Below are 18,451 nucleotides of genomic sequence, written 5' to 3' on the forward strand. Positions count from 1 at the left end.
CCAACTGATGGTCTGATCATCACGCTGAAATGGCCAGCCGACAAGCGATTTTTAGGCCTTCGATTAATGAGATTTCCTCATTAATGAAGTTCCAATTCCCGCAACAGCCAGTCCCGGAACAGCCCAGCAGCCTTCTTTGGCCGGATCAAATCCAGCGGTTCCAGCAGGTAGAAATGCGCGCCCGTGGTCAGGCTGTCACCCAGCGGCCGGACCAGGGTGCCGTTATCCAGATAATCATCGACCAGGCGGCTCCAGGCCAGGGCGATTCCCTGCCCGTTGGCCGCGGCCTGCACCACCATGGGATAGTTGTTGATATTCACCCGGTGAAGCGGCTCGCTGTAATTCAGGCCCAGCCGTTCAAACCAATCCGGCCAGTTGATCCAGCCCTCATAAACCCCTTCCAACATCAACAGGGTTTTGCCCAACAACGCCTGCGGCCCGTCAAACGGCTTGTTTTCTGCCAAATATTCAGGGCTGCAGACGGGAAAGACCTGTTCCGGAAAAAGCGGGGTGGCCGCAACAATGGCGGGCGGCTGCCCGCAATAATCGACCGCGATATCATAATCCGCGCTGCTCAACTGGCGTACATGGTCGGAGGCCAGGATCCGAATATCCAGATCGGGGTGACTTTTCTGGAAACGGGGAATGCGCGGTAACAGCCAGAGCGAGGCCAATGCATTGGTGGTGGCCACCGTCAGCCGGTTTTCGCCCTGCCATTGCACGATTTCCTTGGTGGCCCCAACAATGCTTTCCAGGCCGGGCAGGATTCCTTGATAATACTGCCGTCCGGTCGGGGTCAGATCCACGCGCCTTGTAGACCGGGCAAACAAGGCCTTGCCCAGTGCGGTTTCCAGCGCACGGATCTGGCGGCTGACCGCCCCCTGTGTCACGTTCAATTCCTCCGCCGCTGCAGAAAAGCTCTGCAGCCTGGCAGCGGCTTCAAACACCACAAGGCTTTTCAGCGGCGGCAGTGGTTTTAATTTCATCGGAAGTCCTTCCGGTTCATGACCCTCATTTTGTCATAAACCGGAAGGCTTAAAAACCACCAGTAATTTTTTAGCCGGCCCGTTCCTGGCGCCAGTCATCAAACCGGTATTTCCAATAGGTCATCTGCACGCCGACCGGTCCCAGCGGCCCGAAATTCCAAGACAGGCCAAAAGGCGCAAATAGTTTGTACCGGTCATCACCATGATCGATGGCATTGGCGATCAGCTGACCGCAAGAGGCGGTCGTGTTCATGCCATGGCCGCCAAAGCCGGTGCAATACCAGGCATGGGGTTTCAACCGGCCCAGCTGGGGCATTTTATGAATGGGATAGCCCATCAGGCCGGACCAGGCGACATCCACCTCGACCCCTTCGAGCTGCGGGTAAACATCCAGCAGATCCCCCATCAGCAGACCGGCCAGGTTGGCCGGATCCTGGATGCGGGTCGTGATGCGCGATCCCCACAACAGGCGCCCGTCTCTGGTCGCATGATAATAATCCGCCGCCCGCCGGTCGTCACCCACCTGGGCATTGGTCCGCACCGCCGTTTCCAGCCGGTCATCCAGAGGCTCGGTCAGGATGACATAGGTGGCAATGGGCAACAATGCCCGGCGCAAGGTGGGAATGCTGTCATCGGTATAACCGCCACAACAAAAAACGATCTGTTCCGCCGTAACCTTCCCGCCGCCGGCCTTCACGGTCACCGGTGCCCGGTCATAATTCACCGACAGCATCGGGGAATCCTCAAAAATCCGGCCGCCCAGCCGCTCAAATTCGCGGGCCAGACCCAGCGCATAATTCAGCGGGTGAAAGTGAAAGCCTTTTGAATCGAACAGTGCATAATGATACCGATCAGTCAGCAGATTTTCCTGCAATTTGGCCCGGTCCCAAAATTCGCTTTCATAGCCGAATTTTTCTGCTTCCAGTGCCTGGGACTGTTTCAGGCCATCCGCATCATCATAGCGGATCACCCCCAACTTGCCCGCTTCCACCACCTGGGCATCGTCGAGACCCAGATTGCGGATATTATCGCGTACAATCTCAACGCCGTCGCAGGAAATCTGGAACAGTTCCTTGCCGTCCTTCAGGCCAACCTTGTCAACGATCCCCGTATTGCCGAGCGAATAACCGTTGGAAACCGAGCCGCCATTGCGCCCCGACGCGCCCCAAGCTACACGCCTGGCTTCCAAGACCACCACGTCATGGCCCTTGCGCGCCAGCTCCAGCGCGGTCGTCAGACCGGCAAGGCCGCCGCCGATCACACAGATCTCGGCCTGGATGTCATCGGATAAAGCCGGACGCGGCGCATCTTCGGTGATGGTGCGCCGATAATAGGTATCGATATAGCGGGCTGCGGTCATCTGTGCCTTCCCAGAAATCCGGTGATCAATGAAGCCCAAGGCTCTAGCAGAGGATCAGGCTCAACGATAACGGTGTTTTCTCACCAGGTCATTCCGTTTCGGCATGCAAGGAACCTAGAAACAAAAACAGCCCCGGCGGGGAAGCCGGGGCCATTTTCATAATGCGCAGGTTTTCCGGGCCAAGCCCGGAAGGCATCAGATGCGGGCAACGAAACCTTCGATGTCACCGCGGCTGAGGCCGATATCTTCCAGCTGACGATCGCTCAGCGCTTGCAGCTGACGACGGGTCTGGTGACGCTGGTAAGCAAGGGAAACTTTGTCAGCGATTTTCAGTGCGGCATTGCCGACCATCAGGCCAAAACGCTGCAGCTGTTCTGCAACCGGGGAAGCGGAACCGTAGTTTTCATAAGTAAAAGCAGCCATGATCTTAACTCCATCTGGGCTCTATCGCCGGGGGGCCTCTCTTGAGGTCTCAAGGGCCTCGCCTCTCGGCATGTCGTTGTCTGTTGACCTCTATGTAGTCCCGGATGAAAAAAAAGAAACGCGCTAAAAAATCAGCCCCGGCATGCAGAAAACGCATGGCTTGTCATAATGCTGTAACCCGCTGTGTCACTGGGATAGCAGATCCAACCAATGGCGGATGCGGTTTTCATTCACGCCAAAATCACTGCGCCCGTAATGGGAGCGGCTATAAATGGCCAATGTCGATTTCCCGTCTGCCAGGTCGAAAAAGCAAACTGTGATACTGTCTGGGAAACGCATCCAATAGGATCGCTGAACAAAATGATAGAGCAGGTTTTCCGGATCCGCCGCGATCGTTTCCACCCTTGGCTGGTCCTTAATCATCGCCAGCCATCGGTCACGCAGGGCTGTCGCCGTCATCTCAAACACCGGACTTTCCAGATCGACCGGTGCCGAACAAAGCCCCGCCGGGCAGACCAGGAATTGATTGGGTCTGTCGGATCGCTCCAGGGTTCTGAAATCAATGGATGCCGTCACCGGTTTTGCAAAAACCAGATCCAACAGCCGCTCACGCCCGAATAGTACCGCCAGCACAAGGGACAGAACCATCAAACCTGTCAGGATTTTCGGCATCATCGCCATCCGATCAGCCCTTTCGGTCGGCCAGGATCATATCGCTGGCCTTTTCCGCGATCATCATGGTCGGCGCATTGGTATTGCCCGACGTGATCGTCGGCATAACAGAGGCATCCACCACCCGCAGGCCTTCCACCCCATGCAGTTTCAAGTCGGCCCCGACCACGGCCATGGGGTCTGAGCCCATCTTACAGGTGCAGGTGGGGTGGAAGATTGTGGTGCCGATGTCCCCTGCCGCCTGGGCCAGCTCCTCCTCGGTCTGGAGGGCAGAACCCGGCAGATATTCTTCCGGCGCATAGCGCTGGAACGCCGGGCGTGCGCAGATCCGCCTGGCCCATCGGATCGCTTCCGCCGCAACCCGCCGGTCACCGGGCGTGGCGAGATAGTTGGGCGCGATTTCCGGGGCGCTGAATGGATCCTTATCAGCCAACCGCACGGTGCCGCGCGATTCCGGGCGCAGGTTGCAGACAGAGGCCGTGATCGCCGGGAATTTATGTAGCGGATCCCCCAGTTTATCGGTGGAAAGAGGCTGAACATGAAACTCCAGATCCGGCGTTTCCAGCCCGGGATCACTCTTGGCAAAGGCCCCCATCTGGCTGGGCGCCATAGTCAGTGGCCCGCGTTTGAACAGAAAATAGTTCAGCCCGATCCCCGCCTTTGTCAGCGGATTATGGGTCATTTCATTCAAGGTGCGCACATTCTTGACCTTAAAGACGGACCGAATCTGCAAGTGATCTTGCAAATTCGCCCCGACCCCCGGCAGATCATGCCGCGGCTCTATGCCCATGGCCTGAAGATGATCGCCGGGACCAATGCCGGAGCGCATCAATATCACCGGCGAAGCCACAGCTCCGGCCGACAGGATCAATTCCCCCTTGGCCTGTGCCCTGGCTTGTGCCCCCTTGATTGAAAGGCTGACGCCGGTGGCGCGCCGGCCCGCATCATCAAACAGGATATTGTGAACATGGGCCCCGGTCTGGATGGTCAGGTTGGGCCGATGACGCACCGGATCCAGGAAAGCGCGCGCCGCACTCCATCTCCTGCCCTGATGCTGATTGACCTCGAAATAGCCGACCCCTTCGTTATTGCCCCGGTTGAAATCCGGCGCATGGGGCAGGCCCGCCTCCCGGGCCGCTTCCATGAAGGTATCAAGGACCTCCCAGGACAGGCGCTGTTGGCCGACCCGTAATTCGCCCTCCGCACCATGCAGGTCATCGGCCCCTTTATGATAATATTCCTGGCGCTTGAAATAGGGCAGCACATCCGACCAGCCCCAGCCCGCATTGCCCATCTGGGCCCAGCCGTCATAATCGCGCGCCTGACCGCGCATGTAGATCATGCCATTGATGGAAGAGCAGCCGCCCAGCACCTTGCCTCGCGGATAGGTCAGCACACGGCCATTCAACCCCTTTTCCGCTACGGTCTTGAACATCCAATCGGTACGCGGATTATTGATGGTAAAGAGATAACCGGCCGGGATGTCGATCCAGAAATAATCGTCTTTCCCGCCCGCCTCCAACAGCAGCACCCGGATATCGGGATCGGCGCTCAACCGATTGGCCAGCACACAGCCCGCTGAGCCGGCGCCCGCAATGATGTAATCATAATCCCCTAGATCCACTGCCATTAACCGCCCCCTGCTTTTCAACCATCACCCATTTTCCGTTTCTTGCGAAACATTCTTGGTCAGGTCTCAAAGAAAGGCAACAAGCTTGGCCGCCAGGACTAGAAAAAGCGGGATGGATATCAGCGAGATAAGTGTTTGCAGGGTGGTTGAGGCGGCATAAAGCTCCGCATCGCCCCCCATCTGGCGGGCCAGGACATAGCCATTCATTGCCGTCGGCACCGCCGCGCATAAAACCGCGACCTCCAGAGCGTCACCGCGCAGGCCGAAGAACACCGCTGCCCCACCCACCACCAGTGGGGTCAGCCCCAGCTTGATCAGACTGCTGACCCAGATGCCGCCCGACGGATTGACCAGATGGCGCACCTTGAGCCCCGCGCCAATACAAAGCAGCCCCGCCCCCAGGGCCGACCGGCCCAGCAGATCCATCAGGGTCAGAACCGGGTCCCAGACCGGGATATGCAGGCGGTTCAGGAGCAAACCACCGACACAACCCAGCAGAATGGGATTTTTGATAATGTTGAGCGCAATGCGCCCGGCCGATGGCGGCTCGTTGGAGGAATAGGCCGCCAGGACAAAGATACAAGCTATATTGATGATCGGCACCAGCACCGCCATGGCCACCGCCACCAGCGCGATCCCCTGCTCGTCAAACAGTTTGAGCACGATCGCCAGCGCAATGAAACCGTTCCAGCGCACAGACGTCTGAAAGACAGAGGTGAAGGCCGCGCCATCCAGCCCCATGCCCCGGATGAAAACCGGCTTCAGCGCGAAGGCTAGGATGCCCATGATGATGCTTGCGGTCAGCATCGCACCCGCCATACCGCCCAGCGGCACATTGTCCAGATCCGCCCCCACCATGGTCTTGGCCAGCATCATCGGGAAGAACAGCCAGTAACAGACCTTGTTCAAACCGTCCCACTGATTTTCCGGCACAATGCCCTGGCGCCGCAGGACCAAGCCCAGGCCGATCAGGGCAAAAACAGGCAACAGGCTTTCAGCGATGGCGAGCATGACGGATTTCCAGAAAGGTATATCGAAGGATAACCATTAGAGTCAGTTTGCATGGACGGCACAACCAGACAGCAGGGCTTATCAGTTATGACGAGGCCTCATCAATGCGACGCATGGCGCGCTTGAGGAAGGTTTCCGCCGGATCGGGACCGGCCAACAATTCCATCAATCGTGCGATCATAATCACATGGGACCTGGCCCGTGCAATATATTCATCCGGCACATTGGTGATCTGCGATAACAGGCTGTCACTGTAAAGATGGATTTCGTCAACAATGTCTTTGGTCACTGCCTGGATCGCGGCATTGACCCCGATCCGCTCGCCCAGGCGGGCAACATCACGGATGGCCATGGCCCGCGCCTCGGCAAATTCATAAGCGTCCATATCCGGATCCTCGCGCAGATCCGCCTTCGAGACCATTGTACGACCGCTTTGAACCTTCCTGGATTTGAGCGCTGTAAAGATATCGCGCCTCGCGGACCTCAACAGGCCATTGTCGATGGCCGCGCTGACGCGCCGCTTGGTCTCCAGCATCCGCTGGCCCCAACTGCCTTCCCGCTTGATATCCAGACTTTCCACGACGGCCAGATAGGCCTCAGAAAATTCCCGGGTCAGTTTCACAATCTCTGCCGCACCGCCTTCCGTGCCGCAGGCCGCCTCCATATCCGTCGCATAGCGGTCCAGATCGTTGAGGATTTCGTCTCCGACAATGGCCAAATCCGTGAGGCTGGCCAGCGTATCCTGGCCATCCCGGCACAGTGATCGCACCACCTTCAGAATATCCGCCTCATGCAGCAGACGGCGCATCATGGCAATGATCAGCCAGGATTCATGGCCGGGCCGTTGCTCTGCAATCCGATGATATGCCTCCAGGATTAGGGAGGCCTGGTCACGGGTCAGGGTCAAGGCCGGGGCCGGCGCGATCGCCATCTTCAGGGCCTCAATCTCCGGTGCAATCGCCACAAGAACCAACATTTCGCGGATATCCTCCAGGCGACGCGTGCCGCCCAGATGTTTCGCCAGTGCCTGGCCTGCCTGTTTGTCGGCAAAGGCTTCTTCAAGTTTATCCTCGGTCAGCCGCACCGCTGCCCGCCAAAGGGCGGCACGGGCTTTTTCCGCCTCTTCCGGCGGCCCATATTCCAGGGCCTCTTCATACCGCAGGCAGACCCGGGAATGATCCTCACCGCCGACCTCTCGCAACCAGTTCCAAACCGGCCGGATGGACTTGCGCGAAATGCGCGCCGGTTCCTTGACATCAGGATCGCGATCAGTGAGCAGATCCTCGAACGGATCGCAAAATCCCTGGATCACCCGATCGCGATGCTCACGCTTTTTCTTGCCGACCATTTCCCGCCGCAGCAGAGACAGGACCAGCGCATCCTCTTCGTTCAGGCTGTCGGAAGCTTCCAGCGCCTTGCCAAGTTCGGCCTTTTGCGCATCACTCAAGCCGGAGAGCATCTCCTGCAGCGCCGCCATTTTTCCCGAAACACGGCTCAAACCCGGCTATCCCTCTTCCACCTGCATGCCATCCAGCTTATCAAGAAGCTCCTTATCCACATTTTCCTTGCGGACCATGGTCGCGCTGTCCGACCAGATCCGCTGTTGCCGGCGATATTCATGCCAGACATGTTTCTGTTCCGGGTTTAAAACCTCCTCCGGCAGGATCGGCAGGCTCTGTACCAGGGTCGCCACCACCGCGCGCTGGCGACTGCGGGTATCTCCCCAAACCTCCTCCCACAATGTGAGAATGCGCTCCCAACCATCCAGGATCCAGCTGATCCGGTCAATTTCCTTGCGGATCTCGTCTTCCTGATCCCGCCAGTTAATCAGCATTTCCTCCATCCGGTTGGCACGGCCCATGGCCGCCTTCACCTCTTTTAAGGCAAAACGCCTGGTCATCGCCGCCGCATCGGCAATCTGCATCGCCATGGAAGCCGTATAGGCGGGCTCCTCCGCCATCCATTCGTTGAGATCCTGGATAAGGTCCCCCAGCCCCTGTATCCGCCGGGCCAGAAAACCTTTCCGGGACCCATCCGGCGTGCCGAGCGACAATGCCAGCTGACCCCAGGTCTCCAGACGTTTGATGACATCACCCGGGCTGGCATTGGCCTCACGCGCGAAAGACGACAGTCCATTCTTGGCCCGGTCCAAGGCGCCGGGCCGGATCAGATCCACCAGGGACATATTGCGCGTTGCATCCCCCGCCAGTTGCTTAAGCGCCTCCACAATCAGCGACAGATGGGTCATGGTGGCGGTTTCCTCATCCTCCATGATCAAGCGGGCCGCACGTTTGGCTGCCACAGGCCCGTCGAACCCCTCTTTTTGCAGCAATAGGCAGATGTCGCGGATATTGAAGGGATTGGGGCGGCGAACACGGTCCAGTTTTTCAAGCAAAGACCGGTCATGCAGTGAGAGGCTGATCACCTCGGGAAAAGCAGGCCACGGAACAACATAGGTGCCGCGGCTGCCGGACAGGCCTGGAAGCAATGCTTCGCGAACCCCTTCTTCGGTCACCCGCACCCGGGCAAAATACACCACCCGCGTGGTCAAGGACAACGACACGCCCCGATGTGCAAATGTCGGCGGCAGTGCGATATCTTCCGCAACGATTGGATTTTCCATGCCCTGGTACAACACCTCCCCGCGGAGAACTTTAGACCAATCATTAACACAGACCAGTAAAAATATAATTATTTACAGAAAAAACGGCCTTTGACAAAATCGTAATGTCGTATCGGTGGCATATAAGGTCGGACAGAAGATAGGAATTTTTCCGCTTTTTCGCGAAAATTTGGCTCACAAGACGCCGTTTTCCGCCATTTCCACCCGAAAGCATCCAGTGCTTTCCCGGTCGCGCTCCCCGATCCGACCATATTGCGCGGCAAACCCTAGAAGCGTCCATAAAAACAGGTAGTTGTCACGGATGGGGATATGTTCCAATGGTGATCGTCAACAAACACCGCGAAGAGAGCGGTGCCCAGGGCCGCAAGCGTGTGGGCATTTTGATGCTGCCCCATTTCCAGGGGTCGGTCTTGCAGGGGATTCTTGATCCCATTGTCTGGGTGAACAAATTATTCAACCGCTATGAATATAAAACCGCCCTGATCTCCTTCAATGGCAGCGCGGTCACAAGCTGGCACGGGTTCGACACTCCCGTTCAATATTCCATCTGGGATGCCCCCAAACTGGACAGCCTGATTGTCATTGGCGAATCCAACCTCACCCATTATTCCCAGGCCCAACTGCAATCCTGGCTGCGCTTCCTCGGCCGCCAGGACATTCGGATCGGCGCCATCGGTTATGCCGTCATGACCTTGGCCGAAGCCGGACTTTACAACGGCCATAAATGCACCGCCCATTGGAGCCAGCATGCCAGCGTGGTGGAACGGTTCGAAGAGGTGGATGTGGTGCCGGATCTCTTTGTGTTTGACCGCAATCGGTTTTCCTGTGCGGGTGGCGTTGCCACCTTTGACCTGATGTTATCCATCATCCGGGAGGATCTCGACAGCGACATCGCCCGGCGCTGTGCCAATTTCTTCAATCACGACCGGATCCGCAGCGGCTCGGAGCCCCAGCGCCTGCCCCACAATGTCACGGCCAGCTACCCCAATGTGAAGATCCAGCGCGCGATCAATATCATCAATGAAGAGATTGGCAATCCACCCACCCTGACCGAACTCAGCAAGCGGGTCGGCGTCTCCCGACGCCATTTGGAGCGCCTGTTCGCCAAGCATCTGGGCAAGACATTGCGCAATTATGTGGTCGAAACCCAGCTATGGCGCGCCTATGACTTGCTGGTTAACACCTCTATGTCGATCACCCAGATATCCTATGCCACGGGTTTTAGCTCAGCATCGCTCTTTTCCAAGCATTTCAAGATGATGTATGGCCAGAGCCCGAGCAAGATGCGCGAAGACAGCATCATCGGCTGACGCGGACACCTTTATTAAGAACCAATCGGAAACAATCGGTTTCTTTTTGACCGATTTATTTCCGACATTCGGTTAATCTACAATGATCCTGTCGAGAAACCGGGGCCTGCCCCGCCTTACACCAGAACAGGATCAGGACATGGACAAACCCGTAATCGCAGACCGCAAACCAAAAGCGGTTACACTCAACGCCGGAGAAGACTATTTCTTTTGCCGATGTGGGCGCTCGTCAAACCAGCCTTTTTGCGACGGCTCACATCGCGGCACCAGTTTCACCCCTCAAAAATTTTCCGTTGATGAAGATGGCAAGGCCCATCTCTGTATGTGCAAACATAGTAAGAACCAGCCGTTTTGCGACGGCACCCATGCAAAGCTGCCAAAGGAGATCGACGCGCTCCCGCAAACCGCGACGAGCAACAGCGAAGCGATTCCGACTGCAGAAGAGCCTACGGTGGCGGAAATCCACGAACTTGCGAAAAACGGCTTAAAGAACCTGGGCCATCATGGAGAAATGGCTGCCATGGGGGTCCCTCGAAACCTGCTTCCGGACTGGAATGACATCCAGATTATAACGGCCCAAATGGCCACCAAACCATTGATGGAAGAAGCCGATGTCGGCACCGGCCTTGTCATCGGCCCAAACGCCCGAAAACCTATGGAGCTGAAGATCCCGCTGTTCGTTTCGGACATGAGTTTCGGCGCCCTTTCAGAAGAGGCCAAAACCGCCCTGGCCAAAGGGGCTGAGCTGGCAGGGACGGGGATCTGCTCCGGTGAGGGCGGGATGCTGGCTGAAGAACAGAGAGCCAACAGCCGCTACTTTTATGAACTGGCTTCTGCGCAATTCGGATTTGATATGGAAAAGCTAGCCAATGTACAGGCCTTCCACTTCAAGGGCGGCCAGGGTGCCAAGACCGGCACCGGTGGCCATTTACCAGGCGCGAAAGTAACGGAGAAAATTGCCCAGGTGCGTGGCCTAAAAGCTGGCCAGGACGCCATTTCGCCACCAACCTTCCGGGATCTTCACACACCCGCCGATTTCAGAAAACTGGCGGATGAAGTCCGTGAAACCACTGGCGGAATACCAATCGGATTCAAACTTTCAGCCAACCATATCGAAGCGGATATCGCTTTCGCCCTGAAAGCGAGCGCTGACTATATCATCCTGGACGGCCGAGGCGGCGGTACCGGTGCAGCCCCTTTGTTGTTCCGTGACCATATTTCCGTCCCGACTATTCCAGCGCTGGCCCGCGCCCGGCATTATCTGGATCACGTCGGCCGGCCGGATGTCACCCTGATCATAACCGGTGGGCTGCGCACGGCACCCGATTTCATCAAGGCCATGGCCCTGGGAGCCGATGGAGTGGCATTGGCAAATTCAGCCATGCAGGCCGTGGGATGCATCGCGGCAAGGATGTGCAATACCAACAATTGTCCGGTCGGCATCGCCACCCAGAAACCGGCATTACGGGAAAAGCTTTTGGTGGAACCCGCCGCCCGTCAACTGGCAAACTTCCTCGAATCTTCAGTGGAATTGATGCAAGTGATGGCGCGGGCCTGCGGCCATCGCCACCTCAGCGGTTTTAACAGGCAGGACATCGCCACTTTCCACCGGGATATGGCGGATCTATCAGGCATCAGCTTCTCAGGCTTTGAAAGCGCACGCCCCATACCGGCCTGAGCATCACAAGCAGCCGGAGACGAGGTTTTGATCCTGGCTTCCGGCTGCTTCAGACCGGATCCAATTGCAAAAAGCCGCCAATTCGCGACGTCGGCGCCCCCCCTTTCGATAGGCCAGATACATGGCCATCGGACTTTGGATTTCAACATCGGACAAACGAACCAAACGTCCGGCGGCAATATGCGTTTCCACCAGGCTTGATCGCCCGAGAATAACCGCCTGGCCCTGCAGGGCGGCCTGCATGGCAATGCCTGTATCATCATACACCGGCTGGCGCGACAGATCGGCCCGGCCATATCCCGCCGCATCCAGCCAACTCAACCAGTTCTCGTGATCGATGACCGCATCGGAATGAACGATATGACGCGCAAAACCATCAAGAGCGCGCATATCCAACCGCCGGGCCAAGTCCGGCGCGGTGACGGGATAAAGCCGGTCTTCCAGCAATAGTTCATCTTCGAGGCCAGGCCAGCCGCCCCGGCCATAACGCAACCCCAGATCCACCTCTTCCCGGTTCAGGTCCACAAGGCGCCTTGTGGTCAGCAGTCGAATTTCAAAATCGGGATGAGCCGCATAAAATCGCCCCAGGCGGGAAACCAGCCAATGAACAGCAAAAGAAGGCAGGATCGTCACCGTCAGCTGCCGCAGGCCGGGCTTCAGCTCTTCAAAAGCACGATCGATCTGCCCGAATGCCTCATGCAGGCTTTCCGCCACACGCGCGCCATGCGCTGTCAATTCCAGCCCCGCATTGGATCGTTCCACCAGAGTCAGTTCCAAAAACGCCTCCAGCTGTGCGACCTGCCGCGACACCGCACCGTGGGTCACCCCCAACTCCCGTGCGGCATGGCTTAAATTCCGGTGCCGGGCCGCAACTTCGAAGCTGCGCACCCAATTTATCGGCGGCTTGTTCATCTTGCCTCGCATCATAGCACTGTGAATTTTCCTAATATTGATGCAGTACAAACATCAACATATCTCTACTGCATTGATAACATTTCTAATAGCAGGTAGAGAAATGACAGCCAATCTTCTTATCTTGGGCAACAAACGATATTCCAGCTGGAGTTTGCGCGGCTGGCTCACCTTACGCTGGGCGGAAATCCCGTTTGAGGAAGCCGTAATTCCGTTGCAAAAGTCCGATACAAGCGAACGCATCCTTTCTTTCGGGAGCGGCTATCCCGCCAAAGTACCGACATTGTTAAAAGACGGGCATGCCATCTGGGATTCCCTGGCATTGATGGAATTTGCCGCCGAGAAGGCGCCGGAGAAAAATCTATGGCCGGCAGACGCTGTGCGGCGTGCACATGCCAGGTCGATCAGCGCGGAAATGCATGCCGGTTTTCCCGACCTCAGGAACGAGATGCCAATGGATCTGGGGCGCATCGGCGTTCCGAAACCTGTCTCAACCGGCGCCAAAAACGACATTGCCAGGATCCTAGCCATCTGGAATGACTGCAGAATGGCATATCAGGATGACGGCCCGTATCTGTTTGGCACACTCTCTTTAGCGGATGCAGCCTTTGCCCCGGTTGTTGCCAGGTTTAAGGGTTATGGCATTGAAACCGATCCGGTATGCAGCACCTATATGGAGGCCATTTGGACGCTTCCCACCTTCCAGGAATGGCGAAATGCTGCCGAAAAAGAGGAATGGATATTGAGTTTTGATTAATGTTTATGCATTTTTATTTGGTGCATAATATTTAATCACTTCCTGGATAACATTGAACCTGGAAGTCCAGGATTTCTGCCATTTCGTGTCATGGCACGGAATCTGCTTCCCATTGCGTGGCGGTGAAAACGGGCTTTGCCCCTTGCATAGGCAAGCGCAGACCCACCCCGCCACCGCATGGGGCGGCAGAACATCAATCAGAAGGATTGAGACAATGAGCAGCAATGAAAATCGTTTTGAGGAATTTCTGATCAAGCGCGACGGCGAACCCGTCAAATGCATGAACCTGCCCAAGATGGGCGTGGCGCGCTTCATGGAAAAACTCAATATGCGCTTTCCAGAGAACGACTGGTCCATCACGACCAGGTTTCATGCCTGCGGCGCGGACTAAGCCGGCTACAGGGCAACACCATACCGTTCCAGGATAGCCCGATAGGCGTCGTCCCTCTTAAACCGGTCCAACGCCGCCTGCACTTTTGACGCCAAAGCCTCTTTTGGCCTGGGCACGACGACATAGCGCATCACCCGGTCCAACGGTGCACCAACCGGCTGGAAAGCCCGGACCATTTCACCCCGCTCAACCGAATCCCAGAACACGGTTTCATCCGAGACCAACAGGTCAATGCGCTGCAGCCGCAACATCAATGCCAGCTTCTGTGTCGAGCCATTGAAACGGTAATAGTCCAGATACACCGCCTGCTCGATACTTTCCGGGTAGGCAAACCCATCGATCAAGCCGATCACATAGCCGGTCAGGTCCGGCAGGACCTTCCATTTGATCGATGTATCATTCAATCCGAAGAAAAACGTGCGGCTACCAGTTTCGGTAAAAGGCCCGACCATATAGTATTTCTCAAACCGTTCCGGCTTATGTCTGAAGGGCAGCGCCAAATCCAATTCCGCCAGATCCGCCAACAATACCAGGCGCTTCCAAGGATAGCCTCGCACTTCATATGCCATCCCGGCATCTTCCAGCGCCCTGGAAATAATTTCCACATGCAGCCCCCTATAAGCGCCTTGATCATCCTGGTAGGTGAATGGTGGAAAAGAATGGTCAATCCCGACAATCAAGGTCTCTGACCGCCCCGTCACCGCCCAGGCCAGACTGGCAATGGCCAACAGGATCAGAGATATCGGCTGTAAGAACTGGCGAACGTGCATAGAACCGGCACCTGGACTCATTTTTACAAACAAGCCCAGAGTACCATAAATCACACATATCCGCAGGCCGGCCCGGATATTGTTGTCAATCCAGGCCGCAAACCACCAGGCCGCGCTGCACCGCCGGTCGGGCGAGACAGCGCTCCAGCCAGCTATTCACCACCTTAAATTCGGACAGCTGCAGTTGCTCTGCCCCTTCATAATAGCCGCCCAGAATGCGTACCCAGGGAAAAGTCGCGATATCAGCAATAGAATAGTCAGATCCCATGATGTAATCATGATCCGCCAGGCGGGTCTCAAGCACCCCAAGCAGGCGCCTTGCTTCCTTGCTGTAGCGTTCCAGAGGATAGGGATCCAGGCAGGCCTCACGCGCAAATTTGTGAAAATGCCCGAACTGTCCGAACATCGGGCCGATCGATGCCATCTGGAAGAACAGCCATTGGATACACTCGTTCCGTGCAACCGGGTCAGCGGGGATGAACTTCCCGGTTTTCTCCGCCAGATACAACAGGATCGCCCCGGACTCCATCATAACCACTGTTTGACCGCCGGGACCATTGGGGTCCTTGATCGCAGGGATCTTGCTGTTAGGGTTATATTGTTTGAACTCTTCCGTGAATTGGTCATCCTGCAGGATATTAACGGTATGAGGCTCATACTCGAGCCCCAGCTCCTCCAGCATCACAGAGACTTTCTGGCCATTTGGTGTAGCCAAGGAATAGAGCTGCAAAATGTCCGGATTGGCGGCAGGCCAATGCGTGGCAAATAGGGGTTTGTTCATCGTGAGCCTCCGGTGGGATTGATTGAATTCACCCCCATATGGGCATGCCCGGCACCGATGTTAAGATATTTGAACGATTATTCCAAAAAATATTGCCGGCCGCCGGCATGACTAGATTGACAGGGTCAGCTCCCCGCGCAGGCTTTCCTGGAAAAGCCGTTTCACCTCCTGCTTCGGCAATCCCAGACCCAACAGGTAATAGAGTTTGGTCACGCAGGCCTCCAAGGTCATATCCAGGCCCGAGACAAATCCCGCCTCCTGCAGCAGGCCACCCGCTTCATATCGGGTGAAACTGGTGGAGCCTTCCCGGCATTGGCTGACCCCAACCAGGATAACACCGTCGCCATTGACCTTGCGGAAAGCCTCCATCAGCCCCTCATCCAGATGGGGCGCATTACCCGCACCGTAACATTGGATCACCGCAGCCTGCAGCGGCGGGCTTAGCAGGTTGCGCATGATATCCGCTGACAGACCCGGCACCAGAGACAGGACGGCAATCTTTGATTGCTTGTAAGGCCGCGCCACGAAGGCCGGGTCATTTAGCACCGGCCCGAGGATATTGTTCGCCCCGAATGGCCGGTAATTGGGGGTTTCAAAAGCATCAAAGGAATCCATCGAGGTCTTGGAAACCCGGTTGCCACGCATCAGCTTGCCATTGAAGAAAAGAGACACCTCACCATAGCGCCCCTCACCCGCGGCTTTCACCGCCCCCAACAGGTTCGAAGGCCCATCGCTGGGAACTTCACTCAGCGGCACCTGGGATCCGGTCAAAACCACCGGCTTGCTCAATCCTTCCAGCGCAAAGGACAAAGCGGAGGCCGTATACGCCATGGTATCCGTGCCATGCACCACCACAAAACCGTCATACCGTTCATAGTTGCGTGCAATCCGCTCAATGATCCCGTTCCAGTCATCAATGGTGATGTTGGAACTGTCGATCAAGGGTAGAACGGCTTCGATATCACATTGCGGCAATTGCTCCGAAAATTTCGCCAGACTATCTTCCAGAAATTCTTCAAGAACACTGGCTGCCGGCGCAAATCCCTGGGCGGTCTTGCGCATGCCGATCGTGCCGCCGGTATAGATGATCAGCACACGGCGCTGGTGAATATCTGACATATGCATTTAATCCTTACACTTATCCGCCAAAATCCAAGGACCCCGACTGGCTTCAGCCCCGTTTTGCCAGTTCCCGCAAGACATTGGCAAGGCCCGCTGTTCAATCATCGGATTGTGCCGCGAGAAACTGTGCCATCCCCGTTTCCAGGATCAGCCGCAATTCACCGCTGCGCTTCAGATTGTCGATCTCCGCATTGATATCCCATAGATATTCCGCAAAGGGCGAATCCCAATTCATCCCCATGGCCAGATGCGAGATATCCATATAATGCTGGGACCGGGCGATGGCGCGAAATTCGCCGGGCCCGGCCACTGCGGCCCAGCGGCCGACATCTTCCGGCATGATGGCGGCATCGACCCTCTGCAATTGCAGCAGCTTTACAATAGTGAGCGGGCTGCGGCTCTCCAGCAGGGTGACATTGTTGGCTGCGGCGAATTCCTGGAAATCCCGGTCATGGCGCCAGGCCTGCAATCCACCGACCCGTTTGGCCGCCAGTTGCTTGAGATTACCGCTGTAAACCGGCCCATCGGCGCGAAAGAAAACATAGTTTTTTGATACGACCAAAACATCGGTGAAATCCAGATCCACCGCATGGGGTCCGACCATGGGAACCAAGGCGATCATATCATGGCTGCCTTCCATCACCGAGCGTACCGCGCGGTTATTGGGCAGGAAGTCAATGCTGTAAGCTATATTCAGCCGCCTCAGAATCCGGTCAAGAACATCCAGCACCGGCCCACCACCTTCTGCCTGAGAAGAGATGTAAGGCGGCAGATCAAAGGCCGTGATCGAGAGCGGCTCCTGAGCTTTGGCCGCCCAGGGCACCAAAGACAAAAGGATGACGAAACCTTGCACAAACTTTTTGGGATCGTGACCAAGAAAAAAGGCAAACATCATCACATCCAACCATGTTTGCGGTAATAACGAAGCGCGCCTTCATGAAACGGCGCGCTGTTATTGCCCAGCATCGTCAAGGGATTCAGGCGCCCGAAGGAGGGATGCATCTTCTTGAACCGCCCCAGATTGCCAAACACCGCCTGCATCAAACCATAGACCAGATCCGGGTCCAGACCCTTAACCGTCACAACAGTCGCACCGACCCCGAAGGTGCCAATATCATCCGGATTGCCTTTATAGGTCCCGCCCGGGATCACGGCACGGGCATAATAGTCCGTGGTTCTAACCAATGCATCCACCGCCTGATTTTCGACCGAAACCAGATTGGTGTCACAGGCCGTGGTCGCCTCGGAAATAGACGGGTTGGGATGGCCGACGGTAAAAACGATGGCATCCACCAGGCCGGCGCATAGGGCGCTTGATTGTTCCGCCGATTTCAATTCGCGGATTTCGGAAAAATCCGCCATGGTCCAGCCCATGCGCCGCATCAGGATTTCCAAGGTGGCGCGCTGTCCAGATCCCGGATTCCCCACATTCACCACATGCCCTTTGAGATCCTCAAACCGTTCGATCCCTGCATCACGCCGGGCCAGCACCGTGAAAGGCTCGGAATAGAGCGAGAATAACGCCCGCATATTGCCGAATTCACCGGCCCCCAATACCTCTGGGGCGCTGCCATGAAAAGCGTGATACTGCCAGTCCGACTGCACGATCCCGACCTGAATGCGTCCCGCCCGCAAATCATCGATATTGGCGACCGACCCGCCACTGGTGGCATAGGAGCATTTCACCTGCGCGCCCAGCGGGGATTTATTGATCAACCGGCAGAGCGCGCCGCCAACCCGGTAATAAACCCCAGTTTGCCCGCCGGTTCCTATAAGAATGGATTGATCCGCCGCCTGCGCGGCCATGCCGTAAATCATCCCCAGAATGACGAGACATGCTCTCGCGACTCTTGACCCGTTCATGAATACCGTTTTCCCGTCAACATCTGCCATGGCCGGTCCGCGTCCGGTAACTTCACGACAGTCTATTCTTTTTTCCCAAAGATAGTCTTAACGGACCACGGCCCCCGCATCCCATCCCATTGGACTGGACACGGATAAAACACCGACGACCGCCTGTTTTTT

Annotated in this window: 18 protein-coding genes; 4 read left to right on the forward strand and 14 right to left on the reverse strand. The window is 56.6% G+C overall.

Going from position 1 to position 18,451, the window contains the following annotated elements; genetic code table 11:
• Window positions 1-80: 80 nt before the first annotated feature.
• The 8 genes from DFP90_RS20030 to DFP90_RS20065 form a co-directional block, all read right to left on the reverse strand.
• Window positions 81-986, reverse strand: coding sequence for a LysR substrate-binding domain-containing protein (locus tag DFP90_RS20030; RefSeq protein ID WP_115938800.1), 906 nt, complete (start codon window positions 984-986; stop codon window positions 81-83).
• Between the two features lie 70 nt (window positions 987-1,056).
• Window positions 1,057-2,346: an NAD(P)/FAD-dependent oxidoreductase gene (locus DFP90_RS20035; protein WP_115938803.1), complete on the reverse strand. Its 1,290-nt coding sequence runs from the start codon at window positions 2,344-2,346 to the stop codon at window positions 1,057-1,059.
• A 195-nt stretch (window positions 2,347-2,541) separates the two neighbouring features.
• The gene (locus DFP90_RS20040; protein WP_218044752.1) at window positions 2,542-2,769 is read right to left on the reverse strand and encodes a DUF1127 domain-containing protein; all 228 of its coding nucleotides are present in this window, start codon (window positions 2,767-2,769) and stop codon (window positions 2,542-2,544) included.
• A gap of 186 nt (window positions 2,770-2,955) precedes the next feature.
• A complete protein-coding gene (locus DFP90_RS22975; RefSeq protein ID WP_218044753.1) occupies window positions 2,956-3,444 on the reverse strand; it encodes a DUF1499 domain-containing protein in 489 nt (162 codons plus the stop codon).
• Between the two features lie 10 nt (window positions 3,445-3,454).
• Window positions 3,455-5,071: a GMC family oxidoreductase gene (locus DFP90_RS20050; RefSeq protein ID WP_115938805.1), complete on the reverse strand. Its 1,617-nt coding sequence runs from the start codon at window positions 5,069-5,071 to the stop codon at window positions 3,455-3,457.
• Between the two features lie 66 nt (window positions 5,072-5,137).
• Entirely contained in the window at window positions 5,138-6,082 is a 945-nt protein-coding gene (locus DFP90_RS20055) for an AEC family transporter (RefSeq protein WP_115938807.1), read from the reverse strand.
• A gap of 85 nt (window positions 6,083-6,167) precedes the next feature.
• A complete protein-coding gene (locus DFP90_RS20060; protein WP_147301073.1) occupies window positions 6,168-7,580 on the reverse strand; it encodes a hypothetical protein in 1,413 nt (470 codons plus the stop codon).
• A gap of 6 nt (window positions 7,581-7,586) precedes the next feature.
• Entirely contained in the window at window positions 7,587-8,705 is a 1,119-nt protein-coding gene (locus DFP90_RS20065) for a hypothetical protein (RefSeq protein WP_115938811.1), read from the reverse strand.
• Between the two features lie 317 nt (window positions 8,706-9,022).
• On the opposite strand from DFP90_RS20065, the gene DFP90_RS20070 reads away from it, so the two are divergent.
• Window positions 9,023-10,015: a GlxA family transcriptional regulator gene (locus DFP90_RS20070; RefSeq protein WP_115938813.1), complete on the forward strand. Its 993-nt coding sequence runs from the start codon at window positions 9,023-9,025 to the stop codon at window positions 10,013-10,015.
• 139 nt (window positions 10,016-10,154) lie between these two features.
• On the forward strand, window positions 10,155-11,693 hold the full coding sequence (locus DFP90_RS20075; RefSeq protein WP_115938815.1) for a glutamate synthase-related protein: 1,539 nt from the start codon (window positions 10,155-10,157) through the stop codon (window positions 11,691-11,693).
• Between the two features lie 3 nt (window positions 11,694-11,696).
• Here the strand turns inward: DFP90_RS20075 and DFP90_RS20080 are convergent, their stop codons facing one another.
• Window positions 11,697-12,620, reverse strand: a complete 924-nt coding sequence (locus DFP90_RS20080) for a LysR substrate-binding domain-containing protein (protein ID WP_115938817.1) — start codon at window positions 12,618-12,620, stop codon at window positions 11,697-11,699.
• A gap of 88 nt (window positions 12,621-12,708) precedes the next feature.
• Between DFP90_RS20080 and DFP90_RS20085 the strand changes: the two genes are divergently transcribed.
• Window positions 12,709-13,362: a glutathione S-transferase gene (locus tag DFP90_RS20085; RefSeq protein ID WP_115938819.1), complete on the forward strand. Its 654-nt coding sequence runs from the start codon at window positions 12,709-12,711 to the stop codon at window positions 13,360-13,362.
• Window positions 13,363-13,576: 214 nt separating this feature from the next.
• Entirely contained in the window at window positions 13,577-13,753 is a 177-nt protein-coding gene (locus DFP90_RS22980; RefSeq protein WP_181905476.1) for a hypothetical protein, read from the forward strand.
• Window positions 13,754-13,758: 5 nt separating this feature from the next.
• Here the strand turns inward: DFP90_RS22980 and DFP90_RS20090 are convergent, their stop codons facing one another.
• The 5 genes from DFP90_RS20090 to DFP90_RS20110 form a co-directional block, all read right to left on the reverse strand.
• Window positions 13,759-14,523: a substrate-binding periplasmic protein gene (locus DFP90_RS20090; protein WP_181905477.1), complete on the reverse strand. Its 765-nt coding sequence runs from the start codon at window positions 14,521-14,523 to the stop codon at window positions 13,759-13,761.
• A gap of 85 nt (window positions 14,524-14,608) precedes the next feature.
• Window positions 14,609-15,304 carry a glutathione S-transferase N-terminal domain-containing protein gene (locus DFP90_RS20095; RefSeq protein ID WP_115938824.1) on the reverse strand — a complete coding sequence of 232 codons (696 nt, stop codon included), beginning with the start codon at window positions 15,302-15,304 and terminating at the stop codon, window positions 14,609-14,611.
• Between the two features lie 111 nt (window positions 15,305-15,415).
• The gene (locus tag DFP90_RS20100) at window positions 15,416-16,423 is read right to left on the reverse strand and encodes an asparaginase (RefSeq protein WP_218044754.1); all 1,008 of its coding nucleotides are present in this window, start codon (window positions 16,421-16,423) and stop codon (window positions 15,416-15,418) included.
• A gap of 100 nt (window positions 16,424-16,523) precedes the next feature.
• On the reverse strand, window positions 16,524-17,321 hold the full coding sequence (locus tag DFP90_RS20105) for a substrate-binding periplasmic protein (RefSeq protein WP_115938826.1): 798 nt from the start codon (window positions 17,319-17,321) through the stop codon (window positions 16,524-16,526).
• On the reverse strand, window positions 17,321-18,289 hold the full coding sequence (locus DFP90_RS20110) for a TAXI family TRAP transporter solute-binding subunit (protein WP_115938920.1): 969 nt from the start codon (window positions 18,287-18,289) through the stop codon (window positions 17,321-17,323). Before DFP90_RS20110 ends, DFP90_RS20105 begins: the two co-directional genes overlap by 1 nt.
• Between the last annotated feature and the right edge of the window lie 162 nt (window positions 18,290-18,451).

The sequence above is a fragment of the Aestuariispira insulae genome (assembly GCF_003385955.1).
Taxonomy (GTDB): Bacteria; Pseudomonadota; Alphaproteobacteria; order UBA8366; family Aestuariispiraceae; genus Aestuariispira; species Aestuariispira insulae.

Bases quoted from the DNA above. Each gene is read 5' to 3' on its own strand.
- DFP90_RS20080 (WP_115938817.1), bottom strand. From the start codon at position 12,620: ATGATGCGAGGCAAGATGAACAAGCCGCCGATAAATTGGGTGCGCAGC.
- DFP90_RS20070 (WP_115938813.1), top strand. From the start codon at position 9,023: ATGGTGATCGTCAACAAACACCGCGAAGAGAGCGGTGCCCAGGGCCGC.
- DFP90_RS20095 (WP_115938824.1), bottom strand. From the start codon at position 15,304: ATGAACAAACCCCTATTTGCCACGCATTGGCCTGCCGCCAATCCGGAC.
- DFP90_RS20055 (WP_115938807.1), bottom strand. From the start codon at position 6,082: ATGCTCGCCATCGCTGAAAGCCTGTTGCCTGTTTTTGCCCTGATCGGC.
- DFP90_RS20085 (WP_115938819.1), top strand. From the start codon at position 12,709: ATGACAGCCAATCTTCTTATCTTGGGCAACAAACGATATTCCAGCTGG.
- DFP90_RS22980 (WP_181905476.1), top strand. From the start codon at position 13,577: ATGAGCAGCAATGAAAATCGTTTTGAGGAATTTCTGATCAAGCGCGAC.
- DFP90_RS20035 (WP_115938803.1), bottom strand. From the start codon at position 2,346: ATGACCGCAGCCCGCTATATCGATACCTATTATCGGCGCACCATCACC.
- DFP90_RS20090 (WP_181905477.1), bottom strand. From the start codon at position 14,523: ATGCACGTTCGCCAGTTCTTACAGCCGATATCTCTGATCCTGTTGGCC.
- DFP90_RS20065 (WP_115938811.1), bottom strand. From the start codon at position 8,705: ATGGAAAATCCAATCGTTGCGGAAGATATCGCACTGCCGCCGACATTT.
- DFP90_RS20030 (WP_115938800.1), bottom strand. From the start codon at position 986: ATGAAATTAAAACCACTGCCGCCGCTGAAAAGCCTTGTGGTGTTTGAA.
- DFP90_RS20100 (WP_218044754.1), bottom strand. From the start codon at position 16,423: ATGTCAGATATTCACCAGCGCCGTGTGCTGATCATCTATACCGGCGGC.
- DFP90_RS22975 (WP_218044753.1), bottom strand. From the start codon at position 3,444: ATGATGCCGAAAATCCTGACAGGTTTGATGGTTCTGTCCCTTGTGCTG.
- DFP90_RS20075 (WP_115938815.1), top strand. From the start codon at position 10,155: ATGGACAAACCCGTAATCGCAGACCGCAAACCAAAAGCGGTTACACTC.
- DFP90_RS20110 (WP_115938920.1), bottom strand. From the start codon at position 18,289: ATGAACGGGTCAAGAGTCGCGAGAGCATGTCTCGTCATTCTGGGGATG.
- DFP90_RS20050 (WP_115938805.1), bottom strand. From the start codon at position 5,071: ATGGCAGTGGATCTAGGGGATTATGATTACATCATTGCGGGCGCCGGC.
- DFP90_RS20040 (WP_218044752.1), bottom strand. From the start codon at position 2,769: ATGGCTGCTTTTACTTATGAAAACTACGGTTCCGCTTCCCCGGTTGCA.
- DFP90_RS20105 (WP_115938826.1), bottom strand. From the start codon at position 17,321: ATGATGTTTGCCTTTTTTCTTGGTCACGATCCCAAAAAGTTTGTGCAA.